This window comes from Helicobacter pylori, assembly GCF_003636935.1.
GTDB lineage: Bacteria > Campylobacterota > Campylobacteria > Campylobacterales > Helicobacteraceae > Helicobacter > Helicobacter pylori_CH.
In genome coordinates this window covers 1-19,873 of record NZ_MVVH01000001.1, presented here as the reverse complement: position 1 = coordinate 19,873, position 19,873 = coordinate 1, and the positions used below count along the sequence as shown (strand labels likewise).

Annotated in this window: 12 protein-coding genes and 1 pseudogene; 5 read left to right on the top strand and 8 right to left on the bottom strand. The window is 39.1% G+C overall.

Going from position 1 to position 19,873, the window contains the following annotated elements:
• Positions 1-5: 5 nt before the first annotated feature.
• From EAL87_RS00070 to EAL87_RS00060, 3 genes are read right to left on the bottom strand one after another with little or no spacing between them, the layout of a single operon-like run.
• Positions 6-1,313: a putative RqcH family protein gene (locus EAL87_RS00070; protein ID WP_120912476.1), complete on the bottom strand. Its 1,308-nt coding sequence runs from the start codon at positions 1,311-1,313 to the stop codon at positions 6-8.
• The gene (locus EAL87_RS00065; protein WP_120912475.1) at positions 1,310-2,884 is read right to left on the bottom strand and encodes a DNA repair protein RecN; all 1,575 of its coding nucleotides are present in this window, start codon (positions 2,882-2,884) and stop codon (positions 1,310-1,312) included. The genes EAL87_RS00070 and EAL87_RS00065 overlap by 4 nt, the downstream gene beginning before the upstream one ends.
• A gap of 23 nt (positions 2,885-2,907) precedes the next feature.
• Entirely contained in the window at positions 2,908-3,846 is a 939-nt protein-coding gene (locus EAL87_RS00060; RefSeq protein ID WP_205584677.1) for an NAD(+)/NADH kinase, read from the bottom strand.
• A 101-nt stretch (positions 3,847-3,947) separates the two neighbouring features.
• Between EAL87_RS00060 and EAL87_RS00055 the strand changes: the two genes are divergently transcribed.
• Positions 3,948-4,676, top strand: a complete 729-nt coding sequence (locus tag EAL87_RS00055) for an outer membrane protein (protein ID WP_120912474.1) — start codon at positions 3,948-3,950, stop codon at positions 4,674-4,676.
• Between the two features lie 10 nt (positions 4,677-4,686).
• Here EAL87_RS00055 and EAL87_RS00050 read toward each other — a convergent pair whose 3' ends face one another.
• The 3 genes from EAL87_RS00050 to EAL87_RS00040 all read right to left on the bottom strand — a co-directional run bounded on the left by EAL87_RS00050 (position 4,687) and on the right by EAL87_RS00040 (position 9,133).
• On the bottom strand, positions 4,687-6,483 hold the full coding sequence (locus EAL87_RS00050; RefSeq protein ID WP_120912473.1) for a DUF262 domain-containing protein: 1,797 nt from the start codon (positions 6,481-6,483) through the stop codon (positions 4,687-4,689).
• Between the two features lie 140 nt (positions 6,484-6,623).
• A complete protein-coding gene (locus tag EAL87_RS00045) occupies positions 6,624-7,721 on the bottom strand; it encodes an NAD(P)-dependent alcohol dehydrogenase (protein WP_120912472.1) in 1,098 nt (365 codons plus the stop codon).
• A gap of 269 nt (positions 7,722-7,990) precedes the next feature.
• Positions 7,991-9,133 carry an alanine dehydrogenase gene (locus tag EAL87_RS00040; RefSeq protein WP_120912471.1) on the bottom strand — a complete coding sequence of 381 codons (1,143 nt, stop codon included), beginning with the start codon at positions 9,131-9,133 and terminating at the stop codon, positions 7,991-7,993.
• Between the two features lie 204 nt (positions 9,134-9,337).
• Between EAL87_RS00040 and rocF the strand changes: the two genes are divergently transcribed.
• Together rocF and EAL87_RS00030 are read left to right on the top strand one after the other, a co-directional pair.
• The gene (gene rocF, locus EAL87_RS00035; RefSeq protein ID WP_120912470.1) at positions 9,338-10,306 is read left to right on the top strand and encodes an arginase; all 969 of its coding nucleotides are present in this window, start codon (positions 9,338-9,340) and stop codon (positions 10,304-10,306) included.
• A gap of 353 nt (positions 10,307-10,659) precedes the next feature.
• Positions 10,660-13,185, top strand: a complete 2,526-nt coding sequence (locus EAL87_RS00030; protein WP_162972492.1) for a TonB-dependent receptor family protein — start codon at positions 10,660-10,662, stop codon at positions 13,183-13,185.
• Between the two features lie 356 nt (positions 13,186-13,541).
• Here the strand turns inward: EAL87_RS00030 and EAL87_RS00020 are convergent, their stop codons facing one another.
• Positions 13,542-14,249 carry a YgjP family zinc-dependent metalloprotease gene (locus tag EAL87_RS00020; protein ID WP_120912469.1) on the bottom strand — a complete coding sequence of 236 codons (708 nt, stop codon included), beginning with the start codon at positions 14,247-14,249 and terminating at the stop codon, positions 13,542-13,544.
• Positions 14,249-17,224 carry a type I restriction endonuclease subunit R gene (locus EAL87_RS00015; protein ID WP_162972490.1) on the bottom strand — a complete coding sequence of 992 codons (2,976 nt, stop codon included), beginning with the start codon at positions 17,222-17,224 and terminating at the stop codon, positions 14,249-14,251. Before EAL87_RS00015 ends, EAL87_RS00020 begins: the two co-directional genes overlap by 1 nt.
• 69 nt (positions 17,225-17,293) lie before the next feature.
• Between EAL87_RS00015 and EAL87_RS00010 the strand changes: the two genes are divergently transcribed.
• Entirely contained in the window at positions 17,294-19,747 is a 2,454-nt protein-coding gene (locus EAL87_RS00010) for a type I restriction-modification system subunit M (protein ID WP_120912467.1), read from the top strand.
• A gap of 4 nt (positions 19,748-19,751) precedes the next feature.
• Positions 19,752-19,873: pseudogene (locus EAL87_RS08165) on the top strand (restriction endonuclease subunit S); the annotation flags it as partial.

The following is a 19,873-nucleotide window of genomic DNA, read 5'->3' as shown; positions in this document are numbered from 1 at the left end:
AGTGTTTAAGTGTCCTTTAGACTAATAGTTCGGTATTTTGAGTAAATAACATTAGCTCCTTTGATGATTTTGACAAATTTTCGTTGCGTGTAGTCAATTTCGTAACTATTAAACACATCTTTTTGCATTTTAATCAACATTTTGGCTAATTCCATAATAACCTCATCTTTGGGCGTATTCTTTTGACAAAAAACAATCAAATGCGATCCAGGAATACCTCTTACATGCATCCACAAATCATTCGCTCTTGCGTCTTGTAAGAGCTTGATATTCTCTTTTTGGTTTTTCCCTAAACCGATTTTAAAATCCTTATAATACAGCACTTCATACCCATTCATCGGGCGTTTGATTTTAGAATTTTTTACCGGAATAAACATTTCTAAAACGCTTTCTTCTTGTGCTCCTTTAACATAATTAATTTGACTTTCTTTAAAAGCGATTTTTTCTTTTAGATTCTCTTCCTCTAAATACAAAAATTGCGATTTTTGTTTCTTTTTCTTGCTGAGAGTGAATTTTTTATTGATGAAAGCGTTTAAGGGCATGCTCTTATCAATTTCAATCGCGCATTCTTTATCTTCAAAATCCTTTAAAACCACGCGGCTTTCATGCTTATGGATTAAATGCTGGTAAGTGAGTAATAAAGAGGCTTGAGTTTGTAATTCTTTGGCTTCCAGCTGCAAGTTTTTAGGATCTTCTAAATTCTCTAATTTTTCTTTCAAGCGTTCTTTTTGGGTATTCAATCGCTTGATGATTTGATTTTTTTTGTGTTCTAATTCTTTATGCTGATAGGATAAAAAATCTTTTTCTAAAATTTCTAACAATCCCTTAAAATCCAAATCCTCTTCTTGATGCTCGTAAATATTAGGAGGCAATGCCCCTAAAATATCGTTTTTAGCGACCCTGTCATTAAAACGAAAGGCTTCTATCACGCATTTTTCTTGATCTAAGATCATGAGGTTGGCTTTTTTAGGGATCATTTCTAAACGCAAAATAAAAGTTTCACTCTTATAAGCTAAATCTTTAGCGCCCTTGATTTCTAAAATCCGATCGTTATCAATGACGTTTGCTTGTAAAATTTTGGCGTTTTTAGTGAATTTATTCAAACAAAAATCTAGCGCTAGGGTGTTTTTTAAAACGCTCTCTGGGGGTTTTTTGGACAAACCGATATAAGGCACACTCAAATCCACAACAAAGGCGTGTTTTTCTTTAGAAAAAATCTCTAATAAAAAGCTAGACATGCTCAAGCGTTTGAGATTAAAATGCGTTTGAGCGTTTAAAAATTCGCTGAATTTCTTTAAAAGAAAAAATTTCATTCTTGCGCCTTTAATTTTTCCTTAGCGAAAGAAATCGCGCTCTCTATATTCTCGCTCCCCCCTATCATGCGCGCGATTTCTAAAACCCTTTCTTCGTTATTAAGGGTTTTTGCAAAGCTTTTGTGGTTTTCTTTGAAGACTAAAATATGGTTTTTAGCGAGCGCTGGGATATGGACTTGGTGCGAAATGGCAAAGATTTGTGAATGGCTGCTCAAAGTTTCAAGGGCTTTAGAGACCGCCAAACTCTCTTCACCGCTCAAATTAGAATCCATTTCATCTAACACCAACACGCCTTTAAAATCCTTTAAAAACTCCATTTCTAAAAGCATGAACGCCAACCTCAAACGGCTGTATTCTCCAGAGCTTAAGGTTTCTAATTGGGAATTTTGCAAATTCAAAACGAGTTTTTGAACGCCTTTTTCGCTCATGGGGGCTTCTTCTAAAACCAAACTGGGGCTTTTTAAGAGCAGATCTTTCGCTTTAGCGCTTAAAAGAGCGTTAAAACCGGCTAAATATTCTTTTCTAAAGCCGCTTATTTCTCCGCACAATTTCAAGCATTCGGTTTTTAGTTGCTCTATTTCTTTGTGGTAAGTTTCGCAATAATGGTCAATTTCTTTTAGGTTATGCAATTCGTTTTTAACATGCCCTAATCGTTCTTTAGCATGTGCAATACTCCCGTAATCCTTAATGATCCCGCTTAGCATGCCAAGTTTTTCTAATACTTTTTCAATATCCAAACGCTCGCACTCTTCTAATTTAGCCTGCTCTTTTTCCAATAGAGCGCCCGCTTCTAATAAAGCGTTTTTTAAAAACTCAGCGCTGTGGCCCACGCTCTCTAAAGCATGCGTGATCTTATGGGTATTTTCTAGCACCTCTAACGCCAGAGCGATTTTGTCGTTCAATTTTTCCTTGCTGGAGAGCAATTTTTTTTGCTCTAAAAGGCGTTCGTATTCGCCTTCTTCTAAATTCAAGCGTTCTAATTTCATTTTTTCAAAATTCAAACGCTCTTCTAAATCCTTTTGGAAACGCTTTTTATCTTCTAATAATCGCCTTTCTTTTTCTAGCTCCTCTAAGCGGGTGAATTTTTCTTCAAGCGCGCCTAAAAGGGGGCTAAACGCCTGGTTTTCGTTTTGGATATAGCCATCCAGTAAGGAGAGCATTAAAGTATCGTTGAGTTCATTCTGGTTGAATCTATCGTTAGACAAGCGTTTAATCAAACCTTTTAATAACGCTTTGAGCGTGTTTTTAGACAGGCTTGTTTGGTTTAAAAAATAGCGCGTTTTTTCTTTTTTGATCACGCTGATGACTAAGGGTTCATGCTCATCTTCTCTAAAAATGCCGTATTCTTCAGTGTCTAAAAAAGGCGCGATCAATTCCACTTCAATGCTTGAAGCGTTGCTCTCTTTAAGCCCAAACGCCCCTAAAAGGCTCGCAATAAGAACGCTTTTTCCCACCCCACTAGCCCCACTAATCGCGCTCAAGCCGTCTTTAAACTCCAAATCCAGTTTTTCAAAGACAGCGTTTTGGCGCACTTTTAAGCGCGTGATTTGAGCGTTATTAAAATCTTGCATGCGTTTCACCCTTTTTTATCTTTTTAGCTTTTTTTGCTAGGGCTTTCCCCCCATAACAGCTTTTCTTTAAGCACTTTAAAATAATCCCTTGAATTTTTTTGCAAGAGTTTGGTGGTCGTGGGGCTTTTTTGAATGTATAGGGGTTGGTTGGCTTTCAAATCATAAGTGGCTTGCCCATCAATGATGACAAGAGCGTCTTTATTCGCGCAAAAACTCAAGCAAAATTCCGCTCCTAGCACTAGGGGGCGTTGCGTTAAAGAAAAATCGCACAAGGGCGTTAAAATATAGCTTTGGCTTAAAGCATGCACAATCGGCCCATGAGCGCTCAAATTGTAAGCGGTCGATCCTAAGGGCGTGGCAATGATAAGCCCATCGCCTTTATAGGTGTTAAAGGGCGTATGGCCCGCATAAGCTTGGATGTCTAAAACCCCTAAAGCTTCTTTTCTAGTGATCACAATCTCATTGATCGCATAAAAAGAGATTTTTCCAATACGGCCTTCTAGGGCCAAATGTTCTTCTAATTTGATCTGATTGTGTTTGAGATCTTGTAAAAAATCTTTCAAGCCGCCCAGTTCAATAGCGGTCAAATACCCTAAATTCCCCATTCTAACCCCAAAACATGGCTTATTGTAAGAATGCGTCATTCTTAAAGCCCCTAAAATCGTACCATCGCCCCCTAAACACAAAAACGCATAAGCTTTTTCTATCAGGCGTTCATTTTCTAACGGATTAGCATTATCAATCATAAAGCTTTCAAACCCTTCATCTTCTAAAAGCTTTAAAACCCATTCTTTAGCTTGCTCTAGCTCGCTAAAAAGAGTGTTTTGATGGTGGGTGGGCCGCACAAACACGCCGATAGTTTGGTATGAATCTTTCATGCGTATATTGTAGCTTAAAGCTTGAAACAAAATTTTAAAAAAGGGGGTTTTAGACGCTTTTTTATCATGTTGTGTGAAACTCATAAAAAATTTTTATTTTGGTTAATGTTTCATTTTTTAAACTTTTTTAATTCTTTTTTGGGTATTCTTTTTAAGAATGTAAACATTATGTTAAGGAATCATATATGAAAAAAATTTTTTCTCAATCTTTATTAGCTTTGATTGTTTCTATCAATGCGCTACTAGCCATGGATGGCAATGGCGTTTTTTTAGGGGCGGGTTATTTGCAAGGACAAGCCCAAATGCATGCGGATATTAATTCTCAAAAACAAGCCACTAACGCTACTATCAAGGGCTTTGACGCGCTTTTAGGGTATCAATTCTTCTTTGAAAAACACTTTGGCTTGCGCCTTTATGGGTTTTTTGACTACGCTCATGCCAATTCTATTAAGCTTAAAAACCCTAACTATAACAGCGAGGTGGCGCAATTGGCGGGTCAAATTCTTGGGAAACAAGAAATCAATCGTTTAACGAGCCTTGCTGATCCCAAAACCTTTGAGCCGAACATGCTCACTTATGGGGGGGCTATGGACTTGATGGTTAATGTCATCAATAACGGCATCATGAGTTTGGGGGCTTTTGGTGGGGTGCAATTGGCCGGCAATTCATGGCTTATGGCGACGCCGAGCTTTGAGAGCATTTTAGTGGAGCAAGTTTTGGTGAGTAAAAAAGCCACTTCTTTCCAATTTTTATTCAATGTGGGGGCTCGCTTAAGGATCTTAAAGCATTCCAGCATTGAAGCGGGCGTGAAATTCCCCATGCTGAAAAAAAACCCCTATATCACTGCAAAAAATTTGGATATAGGGTTTAGGCGCGTGTATTCGTGGTATGTGAATTACGTGTTCACTTTCTAGGGGTGCGTCCCTAGAGCGTTAGAACGCTCTCAATGATTCCAATCAGCTCTTCTTTTCTTTTTTCTAAGCTTTTGGGCGTCCATTCTGTGTATTTGTGTGCAATGTCTATGGTCATTTTATAGCAAGTCATCACCTTAGAAGTTTTCGTTTTTCTTGACTTGATTTCTTCTCCCATGTAGATTTTCTTTTTATCTTTGAAATCCAAATTTAAAGCTTGAGAGTTTTTCGTGCCCCCTAAAAGCGTGAGGTTGGCTAAAGAATGCGTGTATAATCCTCTTTCTTCTTCGCTAAAGTCTTTCACCCACTGGCTTGAAAGATCGGGGTTTTGGGGCAAAATGCGTTCAACATGCAAATCATCATCTATTTTAATGTAAGCGGGGTTGGCGTTATCGCTCATGGAATATTCCACTAAAATGAGAATAGGTCTGAGCCATGAATTTTTTGAAGCCTTTTTGTGTTTTTCATACAAATGGTCATCTTTTAGTTTTTCTCTAAAGTTTTGTGTTATCTTATTTTTTTTATCATCATCTAAATATTCTTTCACAATAGAAGCGATGTTCTCTACGCTTTGCTTTTCTTTTAGGGCTTTAATAATGTTGCAATTAGTTTGTTTTTTAGGTTCTGTTTGCTCTGCAACCCAATTTTGGTAGTAAAACTTGACCAACAACTCCTTTAAAGCCTCTATCTCGCTTTGGTTATAGCAGTGCAACGAACTGGTGCACAAGATGGCACGCCAAGAATCCGTAGGCACATAAGAGAGCAAGTGGGCGTATCGATCCGGCATTTCTAAAACTTCCACATAAGCGTTGTAAAAATCTTCTACGCCCTTAAAGTATTCTAAAGGGGGTTTATTAAGCCTTTCAAACTGATCAGCAAGTCTTTCTTCCATGCTTTTCCCACTAGTTACCGGATTGAGATAGATTAAATACCAGCTGAATAATATTTCTGCGGCGTTCTTCTCTCGCTTGTTCTCTTTTCTCTTTGGAAATTTTGACTCATTCTCTGAGCATTTTTGACGCAAGGCATTCCAACGAGACACAAACTCTTCTTGATCCTCTTCTTTAGCGAGTTTTTTTAGCAACTCCGCCTTAAAAACATCTATCGCATGCAAGGGCAAACCCCTAGCGTTTAAAACACTAAAAATCCTTAACGCCATACTTATATTGGAGCAAGTGGTTCTGATAAATACAACCTTAAAATACAGCCACCTAATAAAATCGTTAATGTTTTCAATCTCTTTTTTTTCAAGATAGTCTTTTAAACAAATCGCATTTTTTAAGTAGTTGTTCTTACCCTTGCTTGGGTCGTTGCTCTTGCTATTCTTACCCTTGCTTGCATCAAGATCGTCAAAAAAATCTAATGCACCTTGAAAATCATCTTTAGCGTTAAACCCTATAGTATTAAAAGTCAACCGCTTTCTTTTTTCTCCATCAGTATCGCCCAAACTCTTTTCTAAAAAATCTTTGCTAGTTTTATTGTTTAAAACTTCATTATTATAGAGAGTGGCTAAAACTTTTGCGAGCAAAATGAAAGTGCTTAAGCGCTGCTGGCCATCTACAACATCATAGGTTGTAGCGTTGGTTGCAGAATCTGTGCCAATTGCGATTAAAACTAATGAGCCGCAAAAATAATCGCTTTCTTTATAGTATTCATAGCTAGAAAACAAATCGTCTAAAAGCTTTTCGCAGTTTTTTTCTGTCCATTGGTAAGGGCGTTGGTAGATCGGAATTTGGTAATAAGCCTTAAATTCTGTAGCTAAAATATCTCCTAATGAATGAGCTTTGCCTTCAATGCTTTCGTTTGCCATAAAAACCCCCTGTATGATTTAGGGTAGATTATAACATTAAAAAGTGTTTTTTTTTTTTTTGAAATATTTTCACACATTAAAATGCATGGTTTTTGTTGGAGCAGACAGAAAAGAACCCCTAATTTAGGGGTTTTTGGGGTTTATTTCTTAAAATTTTCCATGGATTTTTTCATATCAATCACGTAGCGGAAATTCCCTTGCCCGTTTAAGAGTTTGTCCCAAGTCGCATCAATTTCTTGACCGGTAACTAGCTCAATCTCAGGGTAAATGCCGTGCTTGATGGAAAAATCCATCATTTCTTGGGTTTCTTTCACACCCCCAATCCAAGAGCCATAAACCTTATGATTGCCTGAAAACAGCACCAAATCGCCAAAATCCAAATTCCTTTGCGGATCTTTTGGAGGGATACCCACAACCGCCACTTCACCGCCATATTTTAATAATTTCGTGTAAGCGAGCAAGTCATATTGCGTGGGAATGCTAGAAATGATTAGATCAAATTTTTCTTTACATTCTTCCACGCTTGTATAAAAGTTAGTCGCACCTAATTTTTGAGCCATTTGTTTTTTCTTGTCATTCCTTGCGAACACGCTCACTTGCGCTCCCATAGCCACGGCGTATTTTAAAGCCATATGCCCCAACCCGCCAAAGCCAGCGATACCCACTTTAGAGCCTTTAGTAACTTTAGAAAATTTCAAAGGCGAATACACGGTAATGCCCGCGCAAAGCAAGGGGGCCGCTTTGTCCAATGGGGCTTCTTTAGGGATAGAAATCACAAAGTTTTCGCTCACCACGATATTGTTAGAATACCCGCCATAAGTAGGCTCATTATTGTGGAAAGAATCTTCCCAGCTGTAAGTGTAAATGGTTTTGTTGTTTTCGCACCATTGTTCTTGGTGTTCATGCTTACAAGTATGACACTCACCGCAAGAATTTACCATGCAACCCACTCCAGCGTGATCGCCTACTTTAAACTTCGTTACTTTAGAACCAACCGCGCTCACCACCCCAGCAATCTCATGCCCAGGCACCATAGGATAAATTCCAGGCAACCAATCGCTATGAGCGAAGTGAATATCCGTATGACAAATTCCTGAAAAATGGGTGTCAATGACAACATCGTATTCGCCCATGGCATGGCGGCTATGCTCCCATTCGTGGAACTTCCCGTCTTTGTTGTCTATCGCAAAACCTTTAAAAGGCACTCGTTGGCTGTTACAATTGCAAGTATTGCCCATAAAAACTCCTTAAAACATCAAAGTATCATTCAGTCTTATTTGTAGTTTTAACAACAAGGAAAAAAGGGATTTTTGTGTGTTTCTGTAACCGTCAAACAGGTTCAAAAGAAGAGTGTTTGTGTGTTTCTGTAACCGTCAAAAATTTAACAAAAACTATTTAAAGGCTAAATGTGAAAGGATTTTAAGGGATTTATGCTTAAAGATTTCTTAAGCTAAAGAAAAACCTTTACCCTAAAGCAACCTTTAAAACCCTTGCTAAAGCTTATTTTTTAAAGCTCCTTTAAAACCTCTAAAGGCGATTTGAACGCCAGATTGAAAGCTTTAGCGATGCCTTCTTGGGTGATATAGCCGTTATAAGCGCTCAAGCCTCCAAGCGTGTTCGCCACGATTTTAGTGTTGGCTTTTAAAAAACCCTTCAAGCCATGCTCTAAATAATACAACAAATACGGCACGCTCGCATGGCTATAAGCCATAGAACTCGTTTTAGCGACAATCCCTGGCATGTTCGGCACGCCATAATGCAACAAATCCTCTTCCACATACACCGGGTTAGAATGGCTTGTCTGGCGTATGGTCTCTATGCACCCCCCTAAATCGCAAGCCACATCAATGACTACCCCTTGTTTTTGCATGCGTTTTAAATGCTTTCTTAAGATCACTTTAGGGGTTTGGCTCGCTGTAACTAACACCGCTCCCACTAGCCCCACCGCTCCGCTTAAGGCCTGAATGATATTGGCTTCATTCACGCTTAAAACTTCTAAATCATACAAATGATAATAGGGGTGGTTTTGCAATTTAGCGTAGTCTAATTCTAAAATCGTTACTTTAGCCCCCATTTGGCTTAAGACTTTCGCGCTCTCCATGCCAACCACACCGCCCCCAACTACGACAATTTTAGCCCTTTGCGCGCCCGATAAACCCCCTAGCATGACCCCCTTACCCATAAACCCCTTAACATGCTCTAAAGCCAATAAATAATGCTGGATTAAATGCGCGGCCAACCTCCCAGCCACCACGCTCATAGGTGCTAAAATAGGGTAGTCGTTTTTAGGCCCGGCAATGGTTTCAGTGCAAATGGAAGTGATTTTTTTATCTATAAACATTTCGCACAAGCTTTTTTGATACGCTAAATCCAAATAACTAAACAGAGTCGCTTTTTCTTTTAGTAAATGATACTCATGCTCTAAAGGCTCTTTGCATTTGACCACCAAATCCTGCCCCCACGCTGTTTTAGAATCCACGATTTTAGCCCCCACGCTTTCATACGCTTCGTTACTATAACCGCTATTAGTGCCGGCGCTATTTTGAACTAAAACCTCCACGCCCTTTTGAATGATTAGCGCCACATCATCAGGCACCAAAGCCACTCGTGATTCTAAATCCATGCTTTCTTTAACTAGCCCAATAGTCATGTTAATCCTTTAAATATGTAGTGTCAGTTACGATTATATTCGCTCAATAAGACTATTTGAGTGTTTTTCTATCAAAAACTTGAATGGTTTTACTCTTTTACACAATGAAATTGTTCTATTTATTATCCATTTGCTTATTAATAATTGGTTGTTAATTTTGGTTTAGAATAAAAATATGAGTGGGGATTTAAAAGGAGTTATAAAATGATTTTAGTAGGATTAGAAGCGGAGTTAGGAGCGTCAAAAAGAGGCACCGATAAAGGGGTTAGGCGTTTGAGAGAGGCTTTGAGTGCCACGCATGGCGATGTGATTAAAGGCATGCAAACGATCACTCAAGAGCGGTGCGTGCTTTATAAGGAGTTTAGATACGCTAAGAATTTTGAAGATTACTACCTTTTTTGTAAAGAAAATTTGATCCCTTGCATGCAAGAAGTGTTTGAGAAAAAAGAATTCCCTTTGATCTTAAGCTCAGAGCATGCGAACATGTTTGGGATTTTCCAAGCCTTTAGGAGCGTTCATAAGGACAAAAAAATAGGGATTTTGTATTTAGACGCGCATGCGGATATCCATACGGCTTATGACAGCGATTCAAAACATATCCACGGCATGCCTTTAGGCATGGTTTTAAATCGTGTCCATAGCGGGTTTAATCGCATGAGCGAGAGCGAAGAAAAGGCATGGCAAAAGCTTTGCTCTTTGGGGTTAGAAAAGGGAGGGTTAGAAATTGATCCTAAATGTTTGGTGTATTTTGGGGTAAGAAGTACCGAACAGAGCGAAAGAGATGTGATTAAGGAATTACAAATCCCTTTATTCAGCGTGGGAGCGATAAGAGAAAACATGCAAGAAGTGGTTCAAAAAACCAAAGAATTATTAAAAGCGGTGGATATTATTTACCTTAGTTTGGATCTAGACATTATGGATGGCAAGCTTTTCACTTCTACCGGCGTGCGTGAAAATAACGGGCTGAGTTTTGATGAGTTAAAGCAATTATTGGGCTTGCTTTTAGAAGGTTTTAAAGACCGACTGGGAGCCATTGAAGTAACCGAATACAACCCCACGGTGAGTATAAAACACAATAATGAAGAAGAAAAGCAGGTTTTAGAAATCTTAGATCTCATCATCAATAGCTGTAAATTTAAAGATAAGAAGCGATCTTTTGCAAGGAGTTGCTGATCGCTTTTCAAACAAAACGATAAAAGCTTGAAAAAGGGGCAGTGTTTAGATGGAAAATTAAACCGCTTTGAGCGTCAAAGAATGTCTTGTGCATTTTGAGAACGCATGCAAGCTAGCTGTGTGTCAAAAATAGGGATTTTTCACTAGAGATTGAGCAAAATCAGCAAAATCAAAAAAAAAAAAAAAGATTTTCATGGGATTAATAAAATTTTAAGAATTTTACGATAAAATTCCGTGCGTTATTAAGTTTTTTTAGTTTTTATTACCTAATAATGCTTGCACTCGTTATTGGCGTGATTTTACTTAAAAAATTTAAACAACTTTTAAATCTCTCAAAACATAAGGAGTTGGTGTTGCATAAAAAAGTTCTGTTGGCTTTGACTGCCAGCTTGATTTGCCAAGAGTCTTTGTTCGCTAAAGATAAAGACTACACTTTGGGCAAGGTTTCTACTGCCGGGAAAAAGGATAAATCTGATTATTCTGGGCAGGTCAATTTGGGTTATAGCGGGATTACCGCGCCTAAGAGTTGGCAAGATGAAGAAGTGAAAAAATACACAGGAAGCCGCACGGTGATCTCTAATAAAGCGCTCACCCAACAAGCTAACCAAAGCATTGAAGAAGCTTTACAGAATGTCCCGGGTCTGCAAATTAGGAATGCGACAGGCGTAGGGGCTATGCCCACTATCCAAATCCGTGGCTTTGGAGCGGGGGGTTCAGGGCATAGCGATGCGACACTGATGTTAGTCAATGGTATTCCTGTTTATATGGCCCCCTACGCTCACATTGAGCTAGACATTTTCCCTGTTACCTTCCAAGCCATTGATCGCATTGATGTGATTAAAGGTGGAGGCAGCGTGCAATATGGGCCTAACACTTATGGGGGTATTGTCAATATCATCACTAAGCCTATCCCTACTCAATGGGAAAACCAAGCGGCTGAAAGGATCACTTATTGGGCTAAGGCTAGAAACGCCGGGTTTGCCGCTCCCCCTGATAAAACCGGCGATCCTTCTTTTATCAAGTCTTTAGGCAATAACCTCCTCTATAACACTTATGTGAGGAGCGGAGGGATGATCAATAAGCATGTGGGTATCCAAGCGCAAGCTAACTGGGTTAGAGGGCAAGGCTTTAGGGACAATAGCCCCTCTAATATTTCAAACTATTGGTTGGATGGGGTCTATGACATTAATGAAAACAACGGGATTAAAGCCTATTACCAATACTACGATTTTGCTATCGCCCAACCGGGATCACTCAGCGAGCAAGATTACAAAATAAACCGCTTCGCTAATTTACGCCCCTTAAACCAAAAAGGCGGGCGCTCGCAACGCTTTGGGGCTGTGTATGAAAACCGCTTTGGGGATTTAGACAGAGTGGGTGGGACTTTTAGCTTCACTTACTATGGGCAGTTGATGACTAGGGACTTTCAAGTGAGCTCTAGCTACAATAGCGCTAACATGGTTACTTGTTTTAGTGAAGCGGCATGCAGGGCGGCGGGACTTCCGGCAGGGTATAACTTGGCTGTGCCTTATTATGCCACTAACTACAATGGCTGGGCAGAAGTAGAAAACCCTGTGCGCTCCATCAATAACGCTTTTGAGCCTAAAGTGAATCTGATCGTCAATACCGGGAAAGTCAAGCAAACCTTTATCATGGGCTTGCGTTTCATGACCACCACTTTTTTACAACGCCAATACTTAAACACCAATGAATGCGCCACTAAAACGAGCGGTGAGGGGGCAGGCTTCTTGTGTGAGGGCGCTAACGTGATGAGCGGTTGGCAACCCCACATCAAGCATGGCGTTTATAGAAACTGGAACAACTGGCGTAACAATTACACAGCGGTTTATTTGAGCGATCGCATTGAAGCTTGGGACGGGCGCTTTTTCATCGTGCCTGGTTTGCGCTACGCTTTTGTGCAATACAACAACGAAAATGCGGCTAACTGGGTGCAAATCCCTGAAAAGGATTTAAGAAAAATCAAGCACATGAACAATTGGATGCCCTCAACCAACATTGGCTTTATCCCTGTGCAAGGCGATCACAACGTGCTTACCTACTTCAACTACCAACGCTCTTTTGTTCCGCCTCAATTAGACGTTTTGAGCTATGGAGGAGCGGAGTATTTCACCCAACACTTTGACACTGTGGAAGCAGGAGTGCGCTACACCTATAAGGATAAGTTCAGCTTTAATGCGGACTACTTTAGGATTTGGGCGCGCGATTTTGCCACCGGGCAGTATTCAATCTATACAAGCGGCCCCATGAAAGGTAATGTGCGCCCCATTAATGGCTATTCTCAAGGCGTGGAGCTGGAATTGTATTACAGGCCCATTAGAGGGTTGCAATTCCATGCCGCTTTCAACTACATTGACACTCGTGTAACCAGCCATGGCCCTTTAACAGACTTGAACGGGGATGTGCTAAAAGGGACTAGCTACAACAAGCATTTCCCTTTTGTAAGCCCTTTCCAGTTCATTTTTGACGCTCGTTACAACTGGCGTAAAACCACCATTGGTATTTCTAGCTATTTTTATAGCCGCGCTTATAGCGGGATTAGCAACAGTGCAGCAGGAGGCTATTATGGGATGCAATACTATAGTGGGGGGAACAACTATGAAAGCGTTCTTAATAGCGGTTATCAATGCGAAGCTTGGTGTATGACCCAACATGAAGGGCTCTTGCCTTGGTATTGGGTGTGGAATATCCAAGTGAGCCAAATTTTCTGGGAAAACGGAAGACACAGAGTTACAGGAAGCTTGCAAATCAATAATATTTTCAACATGAAGTATTATTTTACAGGGATTGGCTCTAGCCCTGCAGGCTTGCAACCTGCACCTGGAAGATCAGTTACAGCGTATTTAAACTACACTTTCTAAAGGCTTTAAAAAGGAGGGGGATTATTGTGCGATGATGAGCCGCTCTCTTTATAGCGGTCAAAACCCCAACAAACCCACCACGAAAAATCCCTTACAAGATGTAAACACGGCCGTTCGGCTGTATTCAAGCTAAAAGATCAGTCTTTTTAGGATGGCGATTTAAAACAAGAATTAGAATGTTTAGGGTTTGAAAACACTCAAGGGGGTGTTTATGCTAATCATTCTAAAAAACACTCTAGCATAAGCCCATAAAGCGATCAATAAACCCCCTCAAATAAAGTGGTTTAAAAAATGGAGGATTAGAACATTTAAAATAAAAGACTTTAGCGGTTTTATCGAAATGATGAAACATTCATTTAAGAATATTCCAAATAAGTTTCTTTGAGGCTGGCCTTAGCCCTTTGCCAATTGGGCAAATACAAACTCAGCAAATCCCTAAAATATTCGTTATGGTGGCGCGCTTTGAAATGCAATAATTCATGCACAACCACATATTCAATGCCCTCACTAGGCGCTTTAGCCAATTCCAAATTAAAAAGTAAGGCGCGTTTAGTTATATTACAACTCCCCCATATCCGTTTCATTTTTTGGATTTTAAAGCTTCGTATACTTTCGTTTAAAATCTTTTCATAATGGTTGATATAGGTTTGTATTTTTTCTCTTAAAACTTGTCTGTAATAGCTTTCTAACACCTTTAAGCGGTTTTCTAAGCTTGTCTTTTTCTGGACATGCAAGATTAAATATTTAGGGCTTTGGAGGACGAAGTGTTTTTTTATGGTGTGTTCAATCTTTAACAGATAGCGTTTCCCAAAAAGATAATGGCTTTCTCTTTCTAGCATTCCTCTTTGGCTCTGTCTGTTTTGGTTTAAAAAATTTTGTTGCTGTTCTTTTATCCAAGGGAGTCTTTTAATCAAAGAAAGCCTGAGACTCTCATCGTTTAAAGCTAGGGGGCAAGACACATGCACAGAGCCATCAGGCGGGCAAACGCTAATGTGTAAATGTTTAATAGCCTTTTTTTCTATAGCGATGTTGGTATTATTTAAAGTTAAACAATAAGCGTTCATCAATGATACTCCTCTATGCGTTTGGCTAAATTAAAGATGCTTTCTGACAAACCCTCATCGTCTATGATTTTTCTTAAAGCGAATTTAAGGATTTTTTCTTTTTGATGATGCCCCACCCAACCATCTTTTTTATTATCCCTTATGCATGCGTCTATTTCTAGGGCTAACTCTTCATCTTCATCTAAATTATCATAGAGGGTTTTTAAAGCGTCAGTGTTGATCTTTTTAGGGTAATTTCTATTTTCTTTATCAATAACTTTTTTGGCTAAGTCGTGGATTTGTTGCAAGTATTCTAAATAGGTTAATTTCTTTTCTCTAAACTGGAGAATCAAATCGTTTAAAAGCGAAGATAATTTTTCGTAATACTTAGGATCGCTCGCTTCTTTTTCTATAATGCGTTTTCTAGTATTATTAGCGATGCTTTCTGCCATAGAGCTTTCATTTTTAAAGACTTGAGACAGCACCTTATTAAAATCATTAATATCCATTTGGGCTAAAACTTCACACAGCCCTTGATCTTCTATTTTAATTAGCGTCTTGCTGTCCGTGGCTTTAATGTAAGCGTCTAAGATCCTGCGCATGTCTTCGCTATAGCTTTTTAAATCCACGCTATCCCCACTACTCAAGCCAACCGCTTTTTGTAAATGCCTGTAAAATTCCGCTTCTTGTTTGATTTGTTGCGTTTCTTCTTTAGAATAAATGGGCTTTTCTAAGTTGTTCAATTCCACAAACATTCTTAAAAACGCGCCAACAAGCTGGTAAAACAACCGCCTTTTTTGAGCGTTTTTTTCTAAATCGCTCCCGCAAAAATAAGCGGTATAATCCGTTTCATCTTTTGGCTCTTTCACGCTTTCACAAAGCGATCTCAATTGCCCTCTAGCTTCTTCTAATTTTTTCTTAATCTTTTGGGCTTTGTCAGAGATAAGCCCTTGAATGTCTTCTCTTTCATAGTTTTCAAACGCTTTATTCGTGTAATCGCTGTGCGCTTTTTCTAAACTCTCAAACAAATCCTTATAGTCTATGATACAGCCAAAATCCTTATCTTCGCTATCCAGTCTGTTCACCCTGCACACCGCTTGAAAAAGCCCATGATCTTGCATTTTCTTATCAATGTATAAATAAGTGAGACTTGGCGCATCAAAACCGGTCAATAGCTTATCCACCACGATCAACAGCTTCATTCTAGCAGGCTCATTAATAAAACGCTCTTTAACTTTTTCTTCAAACTCTTTAATTTTATTAAGGGCTTTTTTCTCATCTGTTTCATTAAAAAAGTTTTGCAGCATTTTACAATAAGTGCGGTATTTGTAACTCTCTTCGCTCTCATCGCTCCCGCAATCTTTAAGATCAGCGATATTGGGTTCATAGCTTGTGATCACAGCCACCTTATCCTTTAATTCTGTTTCTAAAAAGAGTTCAAAATACCGGCATGCGTTATACACGCTTTCAGCCACCAGCATGGCATTCCCCTTTTCACTGCTTAATCTTGGGAGTTTTGCCATATCCAATACAATATCTTGCACAATACGAGCTAATCTGTCTTTGGTGGAAAAAACTTTTTGCAAATTAACCCATTTCTTTTTAAGCTCTGTTTTAGCCGTCTCATTCAAACCTTGGGTTTTTAATTCAAAATATTCGTCCAGCTTTTCATGGCTACTGACATATTGATCCACGCTTCTGGCTTCATAGTTTAAATCTAACACCACCCTATCGCTAACGGCTTCATTGAATTTATAGCAATGGATATAATCCCCAAACACTTCCTGGCTTGTCTTTTTATCTTGTTTCAACAAAGGCGTGCCGCTAAAGCCTATAAAAATCGCATTAGGGAGCAGGCTTTTCATGGCTTTGTGCAATTTAGCGCCTTGGGTTCTGTGGCATTCATCCACTAAAACAACCCATTCCTTTAAAACAGGTTGTTTTTTTAAATCTTCTAAGTCGTTGTCATCAAACTTATGCACAAGCGAGCCAACCAAAAATTCCTTATTCTCAAACAGCACGCTCAATAAATCCTTCTTGCTGTCTGCACGATAAAGATCCTCGCCTATTCCTTCAAACACGCCTTGAATTTGAGCGTCTAATTCCCTCCTGTCCGTAACGATTAAAATCCTCGCTTGTTTCCTATTTATTCTTAGCCATTTAGTAAGCCACACCATAGTCAGGCTCTTACCGCTGCCTTGCGTGTGCCAGATAATCCCCCCTTCGTTTCTTTTGATAAATTCTTGCGTTTTTTTAATCGCAAAATATTGGTGGAACCTGGCACATTTCTTTTGCCCCTTATCAAAAATCAAAAAATCATGGATAAATTCTAAAAACCTTTCTTTTTCTAGAAAACATTCAATCGTCTCAAACAAATTTTTTAAAACGCCCTCTTCTTTCCAAGAAAGGTAGTATTTTTCTTCAGTCTCTATGACGCCATACCTTAGCCCCTGGCTTTCATTGCCCGCCATCACCAATTGGATCGTTTTAAAAAAATCTCTAATAAATTCTTTCTTTTGGTTGTCTAAATTTTGCCGGATACCGCTTTCTACGCTCACGCTGGATTTTTTCAATTCTAGCACCCCTAAAGCGATCCCATTAACATAAAGCACCACATCCGGCCGTTTTGCGTTTGGCCCTTTAACGCTCACTTCTTCAGCCACGCTAAATTCATTCTTAAAAACATCTTTCCAATCAATGAGATAAGTCGTTTGGAAGTTTTCATTCTGGCTTATTTTAGTTCCCACGCCATAAATCAAAAGCTCGTAAAATGTTTGATTCGCTTCGTATAAATCGTTTTTTAAAGCGTTATGGATTTTCTGCTCAATTTTAGGCCACCTTTCAGGCTCAATTTTTTGATTTTTAATTAGCCATGCTTTTAGGCTTTCTTTATTGATGTTTTTATTATCGCTCTTTGTTAAATCCCCTAAATACGCATAGCCCATGCTTTTAAAAGTTTCTATGACTTGTTTTTGAACTTCTCTTTCTGTTTTCATCATAAACCCCTTAAGAACGCTTTTTACCGCTTTATATTATAATCCTAAAAACAAAATAGGGCGGTTAAAATGGCGATCAAAAAAAGCGAATTGTATAGCTCTTTATGGGCTGGAGCGGATAGCTTGAGGGGCGGAATGGATGCGAGCGAGTATAAAAACTACGTTTTGAACCTGCTTTTTTTAAAATACATCAGCGATAAAGCCAGAAACAATAACTTTAGCGAAATAGAAGTGCCACAAGGGTGCTTTTATGAAGACATCCTCGCTTTAGAGGGCGATAAGGAAATAGGCGATAAGCTCAATAAAATCATCGCCAAGATCGCAGAGCGAAACGATTTAAAAGGCGTGATTGACAGCGTGGATTTTAACGATAACACTAAGCTTGGCGAGGGTAAAGCGATGATGGACACCCTTTCTAATCTGGTTAAAATCTTTGCGGATTTGAGTTTGGGCGCGCATGGGGCTTTAGACGATGATTTATTGGGCGATGCATACGAATATTTAATGCGCCATTTTGCCAGCGAATCCGGTAAATCCAAAGGGCAGTTTTACACCCCTAGCGAAGTTTCGCTTTTATTATCCCTTTTGCTTGGCATTGATGAAAACACCAGACAGGATAAAAGCATCTATGATCCCGCTTGCGGGAGCGGTTCGTTATTGTTAAAAGCTTCTAGTTTGGCCGGTGAAAAAGGGTTAACTATCTATGGTCAAGAAAAAGACATTTCCACAACAGCCCTTTGTAAAATGAATATGATCTTACACAATAGCGCTACTGCTGATATTGCTAAAGGGGGTTCTAGCACCCTTTCTAACCCCTTTTTTATTAAAAACGGCATGCTACAAACCTTTGATTATGTCGTGGCTAACCCTCCCTTTAGCCTGAAAAACTGGACTGACGGGCTAAGCATAGACCCTAAAAGCAAGCAAGTCATTAACGATCGTTTCAATCGTTTTGAAGACGGCACGCCCCCTGAAAAAAATGGCGATTTTGCTTTTTTGCTCCACATCATCAAATCCTTAAAAAACACGGGCAAAGGGGCAGTGATCTTACCCCATGGGGTGCTATTTAGGGGGAATGCCGAGGGTGCAATCAGAAAAAATCTTTTAATAAAAGGCTATATTAAAGGCGTGATAGGCCTAGCCCCTAATCTTTTTTACGGCACTTCCATTCCTGCATGCGTGATCGTTTTGGACAAAGAAAACGCGCATGCCAGAAAAGGCGTTTTTGTGATCGATGCGAGCAAGGATTTTAAAAAAGACGGCAATAAAAACCGCTTAAGGGATCAAGATGTCCAAAAAATGATAGACACTTTTAACGCTTACAAAGAAATCCCCTATTATTCCAAAATGGTGAGCCTAGAAGAAATCAGCGCTAACGACTATAACTTGAACATCCCGCGCTACATTGCCGCCAAGCAAGAAACAGAAAAAGACTTGTTCGCTTTAATCAACAGCCACAAGGCCAGTTATTTGCCCAAAAACGAAATAAAAGCCTACGCCCCTTATTTTCAAGTGTTTAAAGAGCTTAAAAACACGCTTTTTAAAAAGAGCGATAAAGAGGGTTATTACGCTTTAAAAACAGAATGCGAAAACATTAAAGAATCAATCGCCCAAAGCTTAGAATACCAAACCTTCCACGCTTCCATTTTAAGCGTTTTTGACCGATTGGATTTATCCACAACTTTTAACTCTTTAAAGCTAGGTTTTAACCCAAAAACCCTCATAGAAAGCGTTTGTTCAAAAGTTTTATACGAATTTGAAAAAATAGAAATTTTAGACAAATACGGCGTGTATCAGCTCTTTAAAGATTACTACAATGAAGTTTTGCAAGACGATTGGTTCCTTCTTTCATGCAACGGCTTTGAGAGCACTAAAAATTTAAGGAAATTAACCCCCCTAAAAGACAAAAACAAAAAAGCCAACTATTTAGAGGAGCCGGATTTTGTCATTCAAAAAACTTACTATAAAAGCGATCTAATCCCTAAACATTTAATCAAACAACGCTTTTTTGAAAAAGAAACGAAAGAATTAGAAGAATTAGAAAACGCCCTTAATGAAAAAGAGGCCCATTTTGAAGAATTTATAGAAGAGCATTCTAACGAAGAAGGGCTTTTTGATGGATTGAAAATCAATGAAAGCGTTTTGAAAAAGGAACTAAAAAACGCCACCGACCCAGAAGATAAAAAAATCCTAAAAACCGCTTTAGAATGGCTAGAGGCTAAAAACAAGGCGCTAAAAAGCAAAAATAAAGCTTATGAGGAGCTGGAATTAAAAGCGTTCCACCAGTATAAAAACTTGAAATTAGGCGAAATTAAGGATCTCATCATCCAAGACAAATGGCTTAACAGCCTAAAAAACGCCCTAGAAAACAAGATCCAAAAACGCATCAACGCTTTTGCTAGCGCCCTTAATGAAATCATTCAAACTTACTCTAACGGCTTGTTAGAACTAGACCAAGAAGTCAAAGAGAGCGAATCAAAAGTTTTAGAGCATTTGAAAGATTTGGGGTTAATGGGGCGATAAACGCATGGACGCATTAACAACGCCCTCAAATTGGCAAAGAGTGAGGCTTGGGGATATTGCCGAAATTAAAAGAGGGGCATCACCTAGACCTATTGAAAATCCTAAATGGTTTTGCACTAATTCTAA